At 57.2% G+C, this 16,867-nt stretch carries 17 protein-coding genes; all 17 read right to left on the bottom strand.

Annotated features, from left to right (window positions below; genetic code table 11):
• Nucleotides 1-264: 264 nt before the first annotated feature.
• The 17 genes from PKO02S_RS28130 to PKO02S_RS28205 all read right to left on the bottom strand — a co-directional run bounded on the left by PKO02S_RS28130 (nt 265) and on the right by PKO02S_RS28205 (nt 16,780).
• Nucleotides 265-1,317 (bottom strand): glycoside hydrolase family 15 protein, encoded by a 1,053-nt coding sequence (locus tag PKO02S_RS28130; protein ID WP_127588359.1) that lies wholly within the window; start codon nt 1,315-1,317, stop codon nt 265-267.
• A 106-nt stretch (nt 1,318-1,423) separates the two neighbouring features.
• Complete coding sequence (locus PKO02S_RS28135) at nt 1,424-2,023, bottom strand: histidine phosphatase family protein (protein WP_127588360.1); 600 nt, start codon at nt 2,021-2,023, stop codon at nt 1,424-1,426.
• A gap of 74 nt (nt 2,024-2,097) precedes the next feature.
• Nucleotides 2,098-2,730, bottom strand: coding sequence for an anti-sigma factor family protein (locus PKO02S_RS28140; RefSeq protein WP_127588361.1), 633 nt, complete (start codon nt 2,728-2,730; stop codon nt 2,098-2,100).
• Nucleotides 2,727-3,323 carry an RNA polymerase sigma factor gene (locus PKO02S_RS28145; protein ID WP_127588362.1) on the bottom strand — a complete coding sequence of 199 codons (597 nt, stop codon included), beginning with the start codon at nt 3,321-3,323 and terminating at the stop codon, nt 2,727-2,729. The genes PKO02S_RS28140 and PKO02S_RS28145 overlap by 4 nt, the downstream gene beginning before the upstream one ends.
• 543 nt (nt 3,324-3,866) lie before the next feature.
• Nucleotides 3,867-4,958 (bottom strand): prephenate dehydrogenase, encoded by a 1,092-nt coding sequence (locus tag PKO02S_RS28150; protein ID WP_127588363.1) that lies wholly within the window; start codon nt 4,956-4,958, stop codon nt 3,867-3,869.
• A gap of 29 nt (nt 4,959-4,987) precedes the next feature.
• The gene (gene hisC, locus PKO02S_RS28155; protein ID WP_127588364.1) at nt 4,988-6,091 is read right to left on the bottom strand and encodes a histidinol-phosphate transaminase; all 1,104 of its coding nucleotides are present in this window, start codon (nt 6,089-6,091) and stop codon (nt 4,988-4,990) included.
• A gap of 247 nt (nt 6,092-6,338) precedes the next feature.
• A complete protein-coding gene (gene trpA, locus PKO02S_RS28160; RefSeq protein ID WP_127588365.1) occupies nt 6,339-7,145 on the bottom strand; it encodes a tryptophan synthase subunit alpha in 807 nt (268 codons plus the stop codon).
• A complete protein-coding gene (gene trpB / locus PKO02S_RS28165; RefSeq protein ID WP_127588366.1) occupies nt 7,132-8,337 on the bottom strand; it encodes a tryptophan synthase subunit beta in 1,206 nt (401 codons plus the stop codon). Before trpB ends, trpA begins: the two co-directional genes overlap by 14 nt.
• On the bottom strand, nt 8,318-9,022 hold the full coding sequence (locus tag PKO02S_RS28170; RefSeq protein ID WP_127588367.1) for a phosphoribosylanthranilate isomerase: 705 nt from the start codon (nt 9,020-9,022) through the stop codon (nt 8,318-8,320). The genes trpB and PKO02S_RS28170 overlap by 20 nt, the downstream gene beginning before the upstream one ends.
• Nucleotides 9,023-9,056: 34 nt before the next feature.
• Nucleotides 9,057-9,866, bottom strand: coding sequence for an indole-3-glycerol phosphate synthase TrpC (gene trpC / locus PKO02S_RS28175; RefSeq protein WP_127588368.1), 810 nt, complete (start codon nt 9,864-9,866; stop codon nt 9,057-9,059).
• Nucleotides 9,856-10,896 carry an anthranilate phosphoribosyltransferase gene (gene trpD / locus PKO02S_RS28180; protein WP_127588369.1) on the bottom strand — a complete coding sequence of 347 codons (1,041 nt, stop codon included), beginning with the start codon at nt 10,894-10,896 and terminating at the stop codon, nt 9,856-9,858. Before trpD ends, trpC begins: the two co-directional genes overlap by 11 nt.
• A gap of 51 nt (nt 10,897-10,947) precedes the next feature.
• Nucleotides 10,948-12,498 (bottom strand): anthranilate synthase component I, encoded by a 1,551-nt coding sequence (gene trpE / locus PKO02S_RS28185; protein ID WP_127588370.1) that lies wholly within the window; start codon nt 12,496-12,498, stop codon nt 10,948-10,950.
• Between the two features lie 390 nt (nt 12,499-12,888).
• Entirely contained in the window at nt 12,889-13,263 is a 375-nt protein-coding gene (gene aroH / locus PKO02S_RS28190) for a chorismate mutase (RefSeq protein ID WP_127588371.1), read from the bottom strand.
• A 4-nt stretch (nt 13,264-13,267) separates the two neighbouring features.
• On the bottom strand, nt 13,268-14,362 hold the full coding sequence (gene aroB / locus PKO02S_RS28195; protein ID WP_127588372.1) for a 3-dehydroquinate synthase: 1,095 nt from the start codon (nt 14,360-14,362) through the stop codon (nt 13,268-13,270).
• Between the two features lies 1 nt (nt 14,363).
• Nucleotides 14,364-15,527, bottom strand: a complete 1,164-nt coding sequence (aroC, locus tag PKO02S_RS28200; protein WP_127588373.1) for a chorismate synthase — start codon at nt 15,525-15,527, stop codon at nt 14,364-14,366.
• Nucleotides 15,528-15,745: 218 nt separating this feature from the next.
• A complete protein-coding gene (locus PKO02S_RS32615; protein WP_164821740.1) occupies nt 15,746-15,910 on the bottom strand; it encodes a hypothetical protein in 165 nt (54 codons plus the stop codon).
• 90 nt (nt 15,911-16,000) lie between these two features.
• A complete protein-coding gene (locus PKO02S_RS28205; protein WP_127588374.1) occupies nt 16,001-16,780 on the bottom strand; it encodes a CheR family methyltransferase in 780 nt (259 codons plus the stop codon).
• Between the last annotated feature and the right edge of the window lie 87 nt (nt 16,781-16,867).

Below are 16,867 nucleotides of genomic sequence, written 5' to 3' on the forward strand. Positions count from 1 at the left end.
CTTAAACTTTCTTATCTGTTTAAGAAAAACCTGACCGAAAGTTTTATCGGTCAAGTCCTCTGGCGTTTGTGTTCAGTTGGGGCAAGGGAGGACAGGCAACCGGGTTCCGATCGCACTGGTTTGTTCGGCCGCCGTTCGCCGTTTTTACCCGGAATTCAGCAAACTTTTGATTGTTATTATCCAACTTTCGTTTTCTGTCCCCGTTTGAATCCATCTGTCACCCGTGAGACGGATTCCCCTACGCATCAAAAACGAAAACCGTCCTCACGGACGGTCTTCGCGACCCAGCGCTTCCTTGGCCAAAATGTACATCGCGCTGCTCCAGCCGAGCGGCGTGTTCGGATTCGGACGGTCGCTGCCGCTGAAATAAAGCTCCGGCAGCTCGCCGCCGGGGAGCATCAGCTCTTCTGTGCGGCGGAGATACGCTTCCGCTTTGTCTCGCCGGCCTTGCTCGAGACGGCAGAGCGCCAGCCAAGGCAAGCCGAACGTCCATTCTGCTTCAGTGCCGTAATAGGCTTGAGGCGCAAGACCGCGGCCAAACTGCTCTTCTTTAGTGCTGTAATAGCTGTCCCCTTCGTATCGGATCACACCGCGCTCGCGCAGCAGCTTGTTCTCCACTTGCTCGACGATGATTTCCGCCATCATGCCTCGGAACAGCCGGTACGGATAAATCAAGCTCAGCTGAGCCAAGTCGGCTCTCCGATCCGCACTCTCGCGGGGGAACAAAGCCAGCAGCGTATTCAACCCCGAATGGATCAACGGATCGGGCACTTCAACCATATGCTGAACCGCCTTCAAGCCGGCAACGCAAGCGCCGACAGAGGAAGCGTGGATATCGCGTCCTTCCTCCCACATGCCGTTGTCGGGATCGATCCAATATTGCACATTGGCCAAATAGCGCACCAGCTTCTGCAATATCTCCTTATCCTTCGCATCCCGCAGCATCCGCTTCCCGGCCTGGTCGCCGGCACCGATCCCGAACAAAATCGCCCCGAGCATGTCGTGCTGCACGTGGCCCCAGCTCTGATCGTGAATTTCCGAGACGTCTTCCGCACGGTAGCGGGCGTGAATATACTCCCATTCCCACACCGGCTTCTCCTTGCCCAGTATATCGAGCTTCCACTCCAGCTCTCGGAACAAATCGAATATTCTCGCATAGGCGCTTTCATAATGGTCGTCCGAGCGGGTCAAGTACGGCCATGACATGTAGACGCTGTCTCTAAGCCACACATACGAATAGTGCTCGGAAGGGCTGGCAATATAAAGGCCATGCGGCAACCGAAGACGATCGAGCACTCGATAGCTGTGGTCCAACATGGTACATTACCTCCTTCGAAGATAAAGCCCCGTTAGCGCTTGCTATATCATGTGCAGCAATCGTCCGTTTGGTCTCCATATTTGGCCAAAAACTTTTCCAAGCAGCTTATAGTCCAGACGATCGGCCTGCATTCTCCGCCAAATGTGCCGTACAATTGTACAATGGACAGATCCACTGTCCGGTGTCATCCTTGCTGAGCCGGCTGAATGCCGTGTTGCCCAGCAGCCCGGAGGGCATTTGCTCCAGCAGCCCTTCCAGAAGCACGCCAAGAGTAGCTCCGTGGCTGACTAACAGCAGCTTCGTTTTCCCGTACTGTTCCGCCAGCTCCGTTAAACAAGCCGCGCTTCGGGCGAAAAGACGCTCGTCCGACTCGACCCCGTGGTCCAGCGACTTCCAATGTTCGCCGAAGAGGGCGATTCGCTCCTCCAGTGTCGTCCCGTCCAGCCGGCCGTGCGTCCGTTCGCGCAGCCTTGTATCGACGATCACTTCTCGGATGCCAAGCTCCTCGGCGACGATCAATGCCGTCTCATGGGCCCGCTTGAGATCGCTGCTGACGAGCACTTCCCAGCCTTCCGTCCGCAGATGCCGACCCAACAGCCTAGCCTGGCGGCGGCCCTCCTCGTTCAGTTGAATATCGTTTTGTCCTTGCAGCCGGCCCAGCATGTTCCAATCGGTGCTGCCATGACGGATCAATCCCCAGTTCATGCTTGCTCCCCTTTGCTCTATGTCCGATAAAAAAGAAAAGACCGTCTCTCCCGACCGGAATAGACGGATGGTTGTTACGATCTCGTGCGTGACAGCCAGTTGAGCGACAGCAAGGTGCCTGTCAAGCCGAGCAGCGACAGGACGATGAAATAGTCCGGGTAAGAGCGAATCGGCCCCATCCGGATCATCGTCGGCTCCTTGATGCTGGCCGTGACGACCGAATTCGTAATCGGCTTCGACGTCTTCACCGAGCTTCCCGTGGAAGATCCCGATGTTGCGACCGCTACCGGCTTAAGCCCATAAATAGCGTTGCTCTCCGCCGAATAAATATCCGCGCTGGACGCGGGCTGCATAATCGACAACGTCAGCCCGACGATGAACAGCGTCATGAAGAAGGCGATCGCGATCGTAGCATTCCGTCTCAGAGAGTAGGAGAACGAGTAGATCCGGTCCGACACCGGCATTCTCCACTTCTCCTCGGAGTAAATTCGCTTCATGACTTGCGAGCTCATCGGCTCGTACTGCGGCGGCTTCTCCATCGTGACGACCGTATCCCGGATCAACTGCGCGCTCTCCTGCCAGATTACGAATTCCTCCATGCACGACTCGCATGTTTCCAGATGTGCGTCGATGGCTTGCCTCCGTTCGTCCTGCTCCGGCAAATCCCAATATTCAGCCAACATCTCTTGAATGTCCGCGCACTTCATCGTTGATTCATCCCTTCGTATTCCTGAAAGATCGGTTCTGCCAAATACGGCTCCAGCTGCATCTTCACGCTTGCCCGCGCCCGGAACAGCAGCGACTTGACCGAGCTGACGGTCTGATCCAGAATATTCGCGATCTCTTGGTAATCAAGCTGCTCATATTCCCGCAAGATCAACGCCGACCGCTGCTTCTCCGGCAAATTGTTGATCGCGTTGCGCACCATCGACACCTTCTCATTGCGCAGCAGCGTCTGCTCCGGGGTCGCGACTTGCGATGTCGACAAGGTCAAATGCTCGCTCTCGGTGAACGAGACATGAACCGCCTTCTGCTTCCTCAGTTCGCTAAGAACCGTATTCCGGGCGATCGTATAGAGCCACGTCGAGAAAGAAGCTTCGACCTCGCGGAACGAATGCAGGCTGCGATAAGCTTTATAAAACGTCTCCGAGCACAAATCTTCGGCCACGAATTCCATCTTGGAGCTTTTCAGCATATGAAAAATAAACGCAAGAATTTTTTTCTCATAGCGGCGCATGAGTTCCTCGTATAATTGTACGTTGCCGTCCTTGATTTCCCGGATAAGCTGGGAATCGGTCATTGCAAGAGGCCTCCTTGCCGATCCGTTACGTCTCCCAGCGTCGCTATACCCATTAATACCGACGCGGGAGCGAAAAGTTGCGCTTGTTTCTGAAAAAACAGCTTGCTGTAGGCAAGTATCTACAACCGCCTATAATCCACTACAATTCTGTATATGTAAGGTAAAATCCTTCTTTTTTCGACATTTCTGTGAACATCTTGCTAGCACTGATCTCCTAAAATCGGGCGGCCAGACGTACCAAAGCAATAGTGCAAACGCATGAGGCGGCCCTCTTATCACTTTACCACAAAACAAGCCGGTTGGAATGTAAAAATTGGATTTTAGTGATTCGTTCCGAATCGGGCCAAAAAAAAGAGACCGCTTGGTAGCGGCCCTTTGCTCACGCAGAGCAAACCATTTTCGGATAGGAGTGGAGAGAAACCATACTGTAGCCTTAGTATAATGTATCCGTTTTCATTCTGTCAACGATTATTTTGAAAACGGTTTCGTACGATCGAGAAAAAGAGCCCTGACGTTAGTCCGCCAGGACTCCTTGTCTTGTTCTTAGAATCTGACTTCGTGACCATTCGCCTTCAACAGCTCGGCCGCGGCGTCAAGCTCCGGCTGGGTGCGGAACGATAAACGCAGCACGCCAGGAACATCGGCGCGGCTCTCGATGATGTGCATATTGCTCAAATTGATGCGATGATTGCCTAATAAGGAAGCGATCTGGCCGATTATGCCCGGATGATCGGGTACATCTACGTAAAGATCGAAAATCGCCGTGATGATGCCCTTGCGCCGCTCCGGCAACTGACTGCGGAACTTCGACGCGCGTTGGAACTGCTCCTCGATGCCGTCCCCGTCGGAGCCCTCGATCAGCGCCTCGAACGATTGCACGGCAGCTTGCCAGTCCTTCAGCAGCCGCAGCATGACGTCCCGGTTGTTCAGCAGAATGTCGCGCCACATCTCCGGGTGGCTCGAGGCGATCCGCGTGATGTCGCGGAACCCGCCCGCCGCCAAATTCTCGTACAGCGGATTGCTCTCATTATAGCCGGCAACCTGATTGACGAGGGCGACGGCGATAATATGCGGCAGATGGCTGATCGCCCCGGCGATCAAGTCATGCTCCCGCGCGTCGACGCGGATAATATGCGCCTTGGTGTGACGAAGCAAGGCTACGAGCCGTTCGTATGCCTCCTCCGGCGTGCTGCGGCTCGGCGTAAGGACATAGAACGCGTTCTCGTACAGATGCGAGCTCGCCGCCTCCACGCCGGAACGCTCCGAGCCGGCCATCGGATGGCCGCCGATGAAGTAGGCGCCGCCCAAGTCCAGCTGCTCCGCGCATTCCGCGATCGATGCCTTCGTGCTGCCGACGTCGGTAACGATGCAGCCCGGCTTCAGCTTGTACTGCGCCAATTTCTTCAGGTGGCCCTCCAGCATGCCGACGGGCAGGCAGATGAAAATAAAATCAGCCGCCTCCGCCGCCTCCTGCATCGAGGTGACCGCCCGATCCACAACGCCGCGTTTGATATACTTGTCCGCCTTGATCGGATCGGACGTATAGCCGATGACCTCGAGTCCCGGCTTGCCCTTGAAGCATAATCCCAAGGAGCCGCCCATCAGGCCGACTCCGAAGAGGGTAATCGTCGTCATTGAATCACTCATTTACATAGATATAATGGTTAGGCTTGTACGACCGCCACTTCGGCGAGTACCGCTTCGAGCGCGCTGATGAACTTCTCGTTCTGCTCGGTGCTGCCGACCGTTACGCGGATCTTGGTCGGGAAATCGAGATTGTGGCCGCCGCGCACGATCAAGCCTTGGCGCAGCAATCCTTCGAACGCAAGCTTGGCCGGACGCTGCACGTCCACCATGATGAAGTTGCCGTGTGCCGGGTAGTACGACAAGCCCAGACGATCGAACTCGCCGCGCAAATACTCGAGACCGGCTGCGTTCTTCTCGCGGCAGTCGGCGATGAACGCCTCGTCCGCAAGAGCCGCCTTGGCCGCCGACTGCGCATATCGCGTCGTATTGAACGGCTCGCGCACTTGGTTGATCGTGTGGATCACGTCCGGATGCCCGATGCCGTAGCCGATCCGCAGCGAAGCCAGACCATAAATCTTGGAGAACGTCCGGAGCAAGATCGTGTTCTTATATTGCCGAAGCAACGCGAAGCCGTCCGGATAATCGCCGGTCACCGTGTACTCGGCATATGCTTCGTCGAGCACGACAAGCACGTTCGACGGCACTTGCTCCAGGAACGACGACAGCTCGTCGTGCGTGACGATCGTGCCCGTCGGGTTGTTCGGGTTGCACACCCAGATAATCTTCGTCTTCGGCGAAATTTTGCTCAGCATGCCGCTCAAATCATGCGTTCCATCGATCAGCGGCACTTCGATGCAGACCGCGTTCTCGATCTCCGCATTATGCTTGTACTGCGGAAACGTATGCGTAGCCATGATCGTCTCGTCGCCAGGAACGAGGTAAGCGCGAGCAATCATAAGAATAATCTCGTCGGAGCCGGCGCCGAAGATCACTTGATTCGGCTCGACCTGGAAATGCGAAGCGACCGCCTGCGTCAGCTCCACCGCGCCTCCATCCGGGTACAGGCTCGTGTTGCCCACTTCCGCGATAATCGCTTCCTTCGCCTTCGGCGAGCAGCCGAACGGATTCTCGTTCGAAGCGAGCTTGATCACTTCCGTCAGGCCGAGCTCGCGCTTGACCGCCTCGATCGGCTTGCCCGGCTGATACACCGGCAAATGCACTATATTCGGTTTCGGTTGCATCCTGCTTGTCCACCTCTCGGTTATATCTTTTTCTATCCTACCCTACCTCGGCGCGAATGCCAACTAGTTACGGCAAAAATCAGCGAGTAAGGAAGATCCAGGAATCCGTAGAGTTTTCGTGCCTCCTTTGAAAAGATGTCGTATCCACTATACAATCAAGGGACATCTTTTCAAGAGAGGTCGGAGGATCCTGGAACTTCCCTATGCTTTTCGCTGATTTTTGCCTTTTGTTTTTAGCATTTGCGCTCTAGCCCCTCAAATCACTGACAAATTCGCGGATTTGCAACAGACCTTGCGCCCGTGTAGCTTGATCCTGCAGCAGCGGAATTGCGTTCTCGATGCAGCGGACAATCGCGCTTCCCACGACGACGCCGTCGCACGTCTTCGAGAACTGTTCGACCTGCTCCCGGTTCGAGATGCCGAAGCCTACGGCAATCGGCAAGCTAGTCGATCGCTTGACCGTGTTCAGGAACTCGTCGATGCCGGCGAAAAACTCCGAGCGGACGCCCGTAACGCCAAGAGACGAGACGCAATACACGAAACCGGATGCAGAAGCCGCGATCTTCTCGATCCGCGCATTGGAAGTTGGGGCTACGAGCGGAATCAGATGAATCCCATGTTGCTCGGACAGCTTGCGAACCGGACCGTCTTCTTCGATCGGCAAGTCCGGAATGATCATTCCGCTGATGTCATTTTCCTTCAACAGCTCGAAGAATCGCTCCAAGCCAACGCGCAGAACCGGGTTATAGTAAGTAAAAAGAATAAAGGGCAGCTGGACGCCGCGGTCGCGCGCCTGACGGGCGATGCGGATGCAGTCCACAATGTTGATGCGGTGCTGAAGCGCGCGTTCGGAGGCGCGCTGGATGACGGGACCGTCGGCCAGCGGATCCGAATACGGCACGCCGAGCTCGATCAGATCGGCGCCCGCCTGCTCCAGCTCGACAATGATATCGAGCGAGGTGTCCGGATCGGGATCGCCCATCGTTAAGTAAGGGATCAAGGCCGTCCGCTTCCGGTCGCGCAGCTCGACGAATTTGGCGTCAATGCGATTCATGCGAGCCACCTCCCAGATAGGACATGATCGATTCCACGTCTTTGTCGCCACGGCCGGACAGGCTGACGACGATGATTTGATCCGGCGACATGGTAGGCGCCAGCTTCATCACATGCGCAAGTGCATGAGAGCTCTCGAGCGCCGGTATGATGCCTTCCGTACGGCTCAGCAGCTGCAGCCCTTCGAGCGCCTCCGCGTCCGTGATCGGCACGTATTCGGCACGTCCGGAATCTTTCAAGTACGAGTGTTCCGGGCCGATGCCCGGATAGTCGAGACCGGCGGAGATCGAGTGAGCCGGCAGCACTTGACCGTAATCGTCCTGCAGCACGTAGCTGAACGAGCCTTGGAATACGCCGTGGCTACCCTTCGTCATCGTCGCCGCATGCTCCTCGGTGTCGATACCGCGGCCGGCCGCTTCGACGCCGATCAGGCGAACGCCTTCATCCGGCACGAACGCGTGGAACATGCCGATCGCGTTGCTGCCGCCGCCTACGCAAGCGACGACTGCATCGGGCAGTCGCCCTTCCTTCTCGAGTATTTGCTCGCGGGACTCCACGCCGATAATGCGCTGGAAATCGCGAACCATCATCGGATAAGGATGCGGGCCGGTTGCCGAGCCGAGAATGTAATAGGTGTCATGCACGTGGCTGACCCAGTAACGCAGCGTCTCGTTGCAAGCGTCCTTCAGCGTCCTCGTACCGGACATAACCGGGATAACTTCTGCGCCGAGCAGCTTCATCCGGAAGACGTTCAGCTGTTGCCGCTTCGTATCTTCCTCGCCCATGAACACCTTGCACTCGAGGCCGAGCAGCGCCGCGATCGTCGCGGAAGCGACGCCATGCTGCCCTGCGCCGGTTTCGGCGATAACCTTCTTCTTGCCCATCTTCTTCGCAAGCACGGCTTGCCCGATCGTATTGTTGATTTTATGCGCTCCGGTGTGGTTCAAATCTTCCCGCTTGAGGTAAATTTTCGCCCCGCCCAGCTGCTTGGAGAACCGCTCCGCATAATAAAGTCTCGAAGGACGGCCCGTATATTCATGTAGCAAATAGTTCACTTCCCGGAGAAATTCCGGGTCCTTGGAATAGTGCAAATACGCCTGCTCCAGCTCATGCAAGGCGTTCATCAGCGTCTCGGGGACGTACTTGCCGCCGAAAACTCCGAATCGGCCATGCTCATCCGGCACTTGATGCATGCTGCTTCACCCTTTCAACGAAAGCGATTATTTTCGTAACTTCCTTGATTCCATCAGTCTCTACGCCGCTCGAGACATCTACGCCATCAGGCGCATAGTCGCGAATCAGCTCCTCCACATTGCCTGCGTTCAGCCCGCCTGCGACTAACAGCGGAATGCCGTTGCGGCGTGTCCACTCCAGGTAAGGCGGAATGCGGTCCCAGGCGAACGTCTGTCCGGAGCCGCCGCCGACATGCGGCTCGAACGTGTCGAGCAGCAGCATATCGATGCTCCCCGCATAGGGAGCAAGCTGCTCCTCCACGGACGAGCCGTCGGCGCCGCCGATCGAGACGACCTTCATGACGCGCGCGCCGAGCGTCGACTTGACGAAGCGGCACAGCTCCGCCGACTCCTTGCCGTGCAGCTGCACGATGTCGAGCGGCGCTTCGCGCAGCGTCTCCGCCAGCTCATGCGGCGTCGGGTTGACGAACACGCCTACAGTAAGCGGTACTGTACCGCCCCCGCCTCCACCGGAAGCCGCCACTTCCTCATGAGCCTTCAGCTCGCGGATCAGCTCACCCGCTTGTGCAGGCGACACCTGGCGACGGCTCTTGGCGAAGATAAAGCCGATTTGGTCGATCGGCAAATGTAAAATCGATTTTAGCACTTCAACGTCCTGAAGTCCACAAATTTTTACGGTGGCCATTTTCCTCGCAGCCGCCTCCATTTTCATCCGCTCCTTATACTTGCGAAGCTCGGGCGGACGGTCCCAGCAAGCCGTTCACCGCCTGCTCGATATCCGGCTTGCGCATGAACGATTCGCCAATCAGCACGGCATGTGCGCCAAGCCCTCTCAAGTAGCCGATCTCGTCCGGAACGGAGATCCCGCTCTCGCTGACGATGATGCGGTCGCTCGGAATGATCGGAATCAGCTCTTCCGTCGTCTTCAGATCCGTCACAAACGTCTTCAAGTTCCGATTGTTGATGCCGACGAGCGTCGCTTTCTCTTGCAGCGCCAATACGCGCTCGAGCTCCTCGCGATCATGCACCTCGACGAGCACGTCCAGACCGATCGCCTTCGCCGTCCGAAGGAATAAGTCCATCTCCCCGGACGTCAGGATCGCGGCGATGAGCAGGATAGCGTCAGCGCCGATGAGACGCGCTTCGTAGATTTGCGTCACGTCGATCGTGAAGTCTTTTCGCAGGATCGGCACATTCACCGCCCGGCGAACGGCGCTCAAATACTCGTTCGCCCCTTGGAAATAATCCACATCGGTCAGCACCGAGATACAATCCGTGCCTGCCGACTCATAGGCTTTCGCAATCATTACCGGATCAAAGTCAGCCCGGATCAGACCTTTGGACGGCGACGCCTTCTTCACCTCGGCGATCAGTCCCATCGGCCGGTTGGCACGCACCGCCAATGCCCGCTCAAAGCCGAGACAAGCCGGCATACCGGCAATCGTCTTCTCCGCTTCCGCAATCGACAGCCGCTCCCGCAGCTCCGCAACTTCCCGTTTTTTCGTCTCTACTATGCGATCAAGAAACATGGCTCAATTCTCCCGTATATTGAACAAGTTGCTCCAGCTTGGCAAGCGCTTTGCCGGAGTCTATCGTGGCTGCTGCTAATTGTACACCTTCCGCCAGGCTGGAACAATGGCCGCTGACGTAGAAGCAAGCGCCGGCGTTGGCGAGCACGATGTCGCGGCAAGCGCCGGTCTGGCCTTCATAGACGGCCCTGATCATGCCAGCGTTGTGGCGAGCGTCGCCGCCTACTACATCGGACATCGCGTACGTACGCAAGCCGAGCTCCTCCGGCGTAACGTCGAACGTGCGGATTTCCCCGTCGCGCAGCTCCGTCACCTTCGTCGGGGCCGAGATGCTGATCTCGTCAAGCCCGTCATAGCTTGCTACGACTAACCCTCGCTTCAGACCTAACGTCCGCAGCACGTCAGCGATCAGCTCGGTCTTCGCGCGGTCGAACAACCCGAGCAGCTGCCGGTCGGCACCCGCCGGATTCGTCAGCGGCCCGAGCAGGTTGAACACCGTGCGGACGCCGAGCTCCCGTCGAGGACCGGCGGCATGCTTCATCGACTGGTGATACGTCTGCGCGAACATGAAGCAGATACCAACCCGGTCGAGACATAGCGCCGCCTGCTCCGCGTTCAGCCCGATCGAGACGCCGAGCGCCTCTAACACGTCGGCGCTGCCGCTTTTGCTGGACATCGCCCGGTTGCCGTGTTTGGCTACCCGGATACCGCCGGCAGCGGCTACTAACGCCGAAGCCGTCGAAATGTTGAACGTATCCGCTCCGTCGCCGCCGGTACCGCAAGTGTCGAGCAAGCCGGACCGTTCCGTCCGAACCGAGCTCGCCATGCTGCGCATCGTCTCGGCGAAACCTGCGATCTCATCGGCGGTCTCCCCCTTCATCCGCAGCGCCGTCATCAGGCTGCCGATCTGGGCTTGCGTCGCAACGCCTGCCATCACTTGCCCCATCACCTGGCGCGCTTCCTCGCGGGACAAGCTTTCCCCCGTCACTAGGCGTCCAATCGCCTGCTGCATCGTCATGACTTGTTCCATTCCCGTTTCCTCCCCCACGGCCCCCAGCCGTTATATATCGAATCAACTCGATCAATAATAATCCTGATTCGTCACACCTGCCGAAGCTCCGACCGGATGAGCGCCGGTACCGAAGATCGCTTCCGCCATTCGGATCGAACGAAGCATCCCCATCGCTTTGTTCACCGTCTCTTGGTACTCGTTCTCCGGAATCGAGTCCCAGACGATCCCCGCCCCGGCGCCAACGTATGCTTTACCGCCTTTGAAAATAATGGTGCGGATCGTAATGCAAGTATTCAGGTTACCCGAGAAGCCGAGATAGCCGATCGCCCCGGCATAGCAGCCGCGCGCTTCGTGCTCCAGCTCGGCGATGATCTCCATCGCGCGAAGCTTAGGCGCTCCGGAAACCGTACCAGCAGGCAGGCAGGAGATGAAGGCGTCGAAGAAATCTTTGTCCTCGCGAAGCTTGCCGGAGACGTTCGAGACGATATGCATGACGTGAGAGTAGCGCTCGATCTGCATGTAAGAATCGCATTTCACCGTTCCGAATTCAGCTACGCGTCCGATATCATTGCGGCCGAGATCGACGAGCATCAGGTGCTCCGCCCGTTCTTTCTCGTCGGCAAGCAGCTCCACCTCGAGTGCCGAGTCTTCTTCCGGTGTCTTGCCGCGCGGCCTCGTTCCCGCAATCGGTCTCGTCTCCACGCGCTCCCCGTCTACCTTGACAAGCGCTTCGGGCGACGTACCGACGATCACTTCATCGTCCATTTTCAGAATGTACATATAAGGCGAAGGGTTCATCGTGCGCAATACCCGATACACCAACAACGGGGATATCTCGGTCTCGATATGGAACCTTTGGGCCAACACGACTTGGAAAATATCGCCGGCACGAATATACTCCTTCGCTTTGTTGACATTAGTGATGTACTGCTCCTTGGTCATGTTCGAGTGAATGCGGCCCATATCGACTTCCGCCGGAATGGCGTTTTGCTGGGAAGCCATCGGCGGCAGCGGCTGGCGAAGCCGTTCGATCGTCGCGTCGATTTTGCTGCAAGTCAGCTCATAAGCCGCGCGGATTTCCGCATCCGAAGCATGTTTCTCGATATGCACGTTCGCGATGATCTGCATGCGCTGCTTGAGATGGTCGAACACGATGACTTGGTCGCAGAACATGAATTGCATGTCGTCCGTCTGCATATCGTCCTTGCGGTGAGCCGGCACGTTCTCGTAGTACTGCAGCAGGTCGTAGCCGAAAAACCCGATCGCGCCGCCCGTGAACGGAGGCAAATCGGCCAGCGCAGGGCTGGAGTAGGAGCGGAGCAGCGCCTTCAGCGTTTCGAGCGGCTTGTCGTGAACTATTTTTTTCTCCCCGCCGTGCTCGATTTCGAAATCCCCGTTTTTCCCTCTTACGACCAGGAACGGATCCGTGCCGATAAAGGAGTACCGCGCCCATTTCGCACCGCCCTCCACGCTCTCCAGCAGAAAAGCCCGTTTCTCCTGATGCAAATGCTGGAACACGCGAATCGGCGTTTCGGTGTCCGCCATCAAATTGCGAACGACCGGTATCAAATTGTATTGCTCTGCCAGTCGGGTTACTTCTTGTAAACTTGGGGAATACATGGGGCGTCGCTCCTTCCAGTTGGCTAATTGTCCGAGAGTAAAATAAAAACCTCCACGCATCGCGTAGAGGTAGGGTGTGCAGAAAAGAGGGAATGGCTCCATTAAACCGAAATTTGGCTCCGATCGATGCAACGGCAAAATGTAGTCGTCTGCCTGAATGCGTCACCCGCTCCCGGGCAACTCCTGACATTCGGCGGTGCGAACTCCATCTCACATGCCATGCTCCATCGTCCAACTCGGCTTAAGCGAATGCCCCGATCCAAGCTCGGCAACTGGGCATCCCGTACGGCTCATCTCATCTCGACTAACTCTGCTCATCTAAGCTCTACTCGGCTCTTTACTTGCTCTCTACTATACACTATGAGGAAAAATGCCGTCAATCCAAAAAATTTAGGATTTCACCTGCACCAGATCCGGCCGCAGCTTCATCGCATCGTTCAAATAAATGTGGTGAATGTCCGATTGCCCTTTCTCCGTGTTCACAAGCACCATCAGGCGAATGCACTTCGGCAAACCGCCCGGTACCGGAATTTCGAGCGAGCACATCAGCGGCACTAGCTCCCAGCCTTGCATCTGCCGGATGGCGCGCGCCGGGAAGGCGGCGTCCAGATCGGACGTCACGGTGACGAACACGCTGGCGATATCCTCCGGCTTCACTTCATTGCGATTTACGATCTCTTGAAGCAGCTGCACCGTTGACTCGAGAATTTCGCGTTCTTCGTTGTGGGTCACCGTAATGGCTCCCCGCATCCCTCTCACTACCATCGTCTCAAGCCTCTCCCCTCATTGCGTCCAGCACCGTCCGGACCGCACCCGACGAAATCCGGTTGTTGATCTCGACTTTGCCGATTTCGACAGGTACGATGAACACCATGCTGCCTTCCTTGAACTTCTTGTCGTGCATCATCACTTCCATAATCGCATCGGTCCCCATATGTGCCGGAATCCGGACCGGAAGTCCGAATTTACGGAAAATCCGCTCCGTATCGGTGTAGATCGACTCCGAATTGCCGAGCAGGACGGACAGCTTGGCCGCGCACACCATGCCGATAGCGATCGCTTCACCATGCGAAAGCTCGTCATATTGGGCGACCGCTTCGAATGCATGTCCGAACGTATGGCCCAAGTTCAGGATCGCCCGCAAGCCTCCCTCGCGCTCGTCCTCCGAGACGACGGCCGCTTTCACCTTGCAGCCTTCGTACAATCCGTATGCAAGCGCATCCGAATCGAGCCCGAGCAAACGATCTACATTCGCTTCGCACCAGTCCACGAAGGCGCGGTCCCAGATCAGGCCGTGTTTGATCATCTCCGACAACCCGGCGCGCACTTCACGGATCGGCAAGCTCTTCAATGTATCGATATCATAGAGAACGAATTCCGGCTGATGGAACGCCCCGATGATGTTCTTGGCGAGCGGATGGTTAACCGCCACCTTGCCGCCGACACTGCTGTCATGCGCCAATATCGTCGTCGGCATTTGCACGAACCGCACGCCGCGCATGTAGCTGGCCGCCACGAAGCCGGCCAAATCGCCGACAACGCCGCCGCCCAACGCTACAACCGTCGAGCTGCGGTCGAGTCCCGCCTCAAGGGCGACCCCGATCAGCTCGCCCAGCTGCTCGAGCGACTTCGACTTTTCCCCATTGGGGACGACAGCCGTCGCTACCTTATAGCCGCCCTCCTCCAGCTGCCGTCTGAGCGGCTCGAGATAGTGCGGGGCCACTCCCGTGTCCGATACGACGAGAATCGGCGACTTCACGCCGATTCCGTGCTGACGGAATAGAGAGGCCGCTTGTTGCAGCAATCCCGGCCCGATATAGATCGGATACGAACGTTCGCCCAAATCGACCGTCAGCTGTTTCATCTTAGTACCGTCCTACTTGCGCCAAGTAGCTCTCGTAGTTGGCGCGGATTTCTTCGATCGAGTCGCCCCCGAACTTCTCCATGAACGCCTTCGCAACTTCCCAAGCGACGACCGCTTCCATGATGACGCCTGCGGCCGGCACCGCGCACGTATCGGAGCGTTCCACCTGGGCGGTGAACGCCTCCTTCGTGTCGATGTCCACGCTCTTCAGCGGCTTGTACAGCGTCGAGATCGGCTTCATCACGCCGCGCACAATGATCGGCTCGCCTGTCGTCATGCCGCCCTCGAAGCCGCCTGCACGATTGGAGCCGCGGTGAAACCCGTCTTCCTCGTTGAAGCGGATCTCGTCATGCACCTTGGACCCGCGGCGGTTCGCCGCCTCGAAGCCGATGCCGAACTCCACGCCCTTGAACGCCTGAATCGAGACGACCGCTTGGGCGATGCGCCCGTCCAGCTTGCGGTCCCATTGCACATGGCTGCCGAGTCCGACCGGGCAGCCTTCCACGATCACTTCGACGACGCCGCCCAGCGTATCGCCGTCTTGCTTCGCCTGATCGATCGCGGCGATCATCTTCGCTTCCGCTTCCTTGTCCGTGACGCGAACCGGAGACTCCTCCGTCAGGCGGATCAGCTCCTCCAGCGGCATCTCGCGGCGCTCCGCCTCAATGCCGCCGAGCGAGATCACTTGGCCGCCGACGCGGATGCCGAACTGCTCGAGCAGCTGGCGGGCGATCCCGCCGCAAGCGACGCGCATCGTCGTCTCTCGCGCGCTGGAGCGCTCCAGCACGTTGCGCAGGTCGCGCTGGTTGTATTTCAAGCCGCCGTTCAGGTCGGCATGGCCCGGACGCGGGCGGTTGATGCGGCGTTTCCCTTCGCTGCCTTCCTCGACGTCCTCGATGCTCATGACCGTCATCCAAGCTTTCCAGTCCTTGTTCTCCACGACAAGCGCGATCGGCGCGCCGGTCGTCTTCCCATGGCGAACGCCGGCTAGCAGCTGGGCGGTGTCCTTCTCGATCTGCATCCGCTTGCCTCGCCCGTAGCCTTTTTGCCGGCGCTCCAATTGTTGATTTATAGGCTCCGCCGTCAGCGGCAAATTGCTCGGAAGGCCTTCGACGATCGCAGTCAGCTGCGGACCGTGCGTCTCTCCTGCTGTCAAATATCTCATTTCTATTGGTTCTCCCTTCGTCCCTACCGGTCATCGCCTTGCAAGGTCTCTCGTATTTCATCTTGGATTGCCGTCTGATGGCGCTTTAGCGCTTTGACGTACAAATTCTTGTGCTTAATTATAGTACAGGGGCCCGGGTTTGACAAGAAAGCAAAATAGCGCGTCCGCCTGTCGAACGCGCCTTCCTTTGCCATTTCCCCTCTGCCTGCCGCAGCCGATTACATGTTCACCCGCTGCGGGATAAGCCGCTCCTGCTCTTTCCACTGCGGGTCGCCTACCATCTCGGTTACTTGCTGCATCGAGTCGATGCCCAATATTTGCGCACACTCCTGAATGGTCAGGAATCCGCGCCGGTAGGCCGTGATCACTTTGCGCTTATCCACACCGCTCCTCCTTCATCGGATGCCCAAACTCGCTGAACCTGCTTCTTACCAGCTAGTATGTGAATAAATGGAAGCGGTTATACAGCCTCTTTATCGTTTCTTCCGGTAGAAGAACGTTTCCGCCGGCTCAAGCTCGTACTGCCCCGGTGTGAAAATTTGCTCCGTGCTGCCTACGAACAACAGTCCCCCCGGCTTCAAGGAACGGCTGAACTTGTGGTACAGGTTATGTTTGGCGTCTTCGGTGAAATAAATCATGACGTTGCGGCAAATAATAAGGTCGAAACCTACGTCGAACATGTCGTTCAGCAGGTTTTGTTTTTTGTAGATCACATGCTTCTTCAAGCTGTCGACAATTCGGAAATGCGCATCCTGCTGGGTAAAATACTTCTTGAGCAGCCGGTCCGGCACATCGCGGATGGAGCGGTCAGGGTAGACCCCCGTCTTCGCCTTGTCCATGGCGCCGTCGTCAATGTCGGTTGCAATGATTTGCGACTGCTCCAGCAGACCGTTCTCCGCCAAAATCATCGCTAATGTGTAAGGCTCTTCTCCGGTGCTGCACGCCGCGCTCCAACATTTCACCCTCCCGCCGGTTCGAGCCATCTCCGTGATGAATTTTTTCTCCAGCACCTCCCACCGGTTCGGATTGCGCCAGAACTCCGACACGTTGATTGTCATCCGGTCCAGAAACTCGTAGTACAGCTCGCGATCCTTCATCATGGCGTCGTAGAAGGCCGTGAAGCCGGCGAACCCCCGTTTCGTGTACAGCGTGATGAGCCTGCGTTTCATTTGCGCTTCTTTATACTGGGCCAGATCGATCCCCGAGTAATCCTTCACCCTTTTGATGAACGTGAGAAACTCTCTATCTTCCAACTCCAACTACGATCACACTCCTGCTGCGGCATGTTAACCCTATTCCATATGGAGGATGATTTTTCCTGCTTGCCAGCCAAATAAGAA

This window comes from Paenibacillus koleovorans NBRC 103111 (assembly GCF_004000845.1).
Taxonomy (GTDB): Bacteria; Bacillota; Bacilli; order Paenibacillales; family NBRC-103111; genus Paenibacillus_AA; species Paenibacillus_AA koleovorans.

Coding starts and splice junctions, on each gene's coding strand:
- aroC (WP_127588373.1), bottom strand. CDS start 15,527: ATGAGATATTTGACAGCAGGAGAGACGCACGGTCCGCAGCTGACTGCG.
- trpB (WP_127588366.1), bottom strand. CDS start 8,337: ATGCATCAAGTGCCGGATGAGCATGGCCGATTCGGAGTTTTCGGCGGC.
- PKO02S_RS28130 (WP_127588359.1), bottom strand. CDS start 1,317: ATGTTGGACCACAGCTATCGAGTGCTCGATCGTCTTCGGTTGCCGCAT.
- PKO02S_RS28135 (WP_127588360.1), bottom strand. CDS start 2,023: ATGAACTGGGGATTGATCCGTCATGGCAGCACCGATTGGAACATGCTG.
- trpD (WP_127588369.1), bottom strand. CDS start 10,896: ATGGAACAAGTCATGACGATGCAGCAGGCGATTGGACGCCTAGTGACG.
- PKO02S_RS28140 (WP_127588361.1), bottom strand. CDS start 2,730: ATGAAGTGCGCGGACATTCAAGAGATGTTGGCTGAATATTGGGATTTG.
- PKO02S_RS28170 (WP_127588367.1), bottom strand. CDS start 9,022: ATGGCCACCGTAAAAATTTGTGGACTTCAGGACGTTGAAGTGCTAAAA.
- aroH (WP_127588371.1), bottom strand. CDS start 13,263: ATGGTAGTGAGAGGGATGCGGGGAGCCATTACGGTGACCCACAACGAA.
- aroB (WP_127588372.1), bottom strand. CDS start 14,362: ATGAAACAGCTGACGGTCGATTTGGGCGAACGTTCGTATCCGATCTAT.
- hisC (WP_127588364.1), bottom strand. CDS start 6,091: ATGCAACCGAAACCGAATATAGTGCATTTGCCGGTGTATCAGCCGGGC.
- trpE (WP_127588370.1), bottom strand. CDS start 12,498: ATGTATTCCCCAAGTTTACAAGAAGTAACCCGACTGGCAGAGCAATAC.
- PKO02S_RS28145 (WP_127588362.1), bottom strand. CDS start 3,323: ATGACCGATTCCCAGCTTATCCGGGAAATCAAGGACGGCAACGTACAA.
- trpC (WP_127588368.1), bottom strand. CDS start 9,866: ATGTTTCTTGATCGCATAGTAGAGACGAAAAAACGGGAAGTTGCGGAG.
- trpA (WP_127588365.1), bottom strand. CDS start 7,145: ATGAATCGCATTGACGCCAAATTCGTCGAGCTGCGCGACCGGAAGCGG.
- PKO02S_RS28150 (WP_127588363.1), bottom strand. CDS start 4,958: ATGACGACGATTACCCTCTTCGGAGTCGGCCTGATGGGCGGCTCCTTG.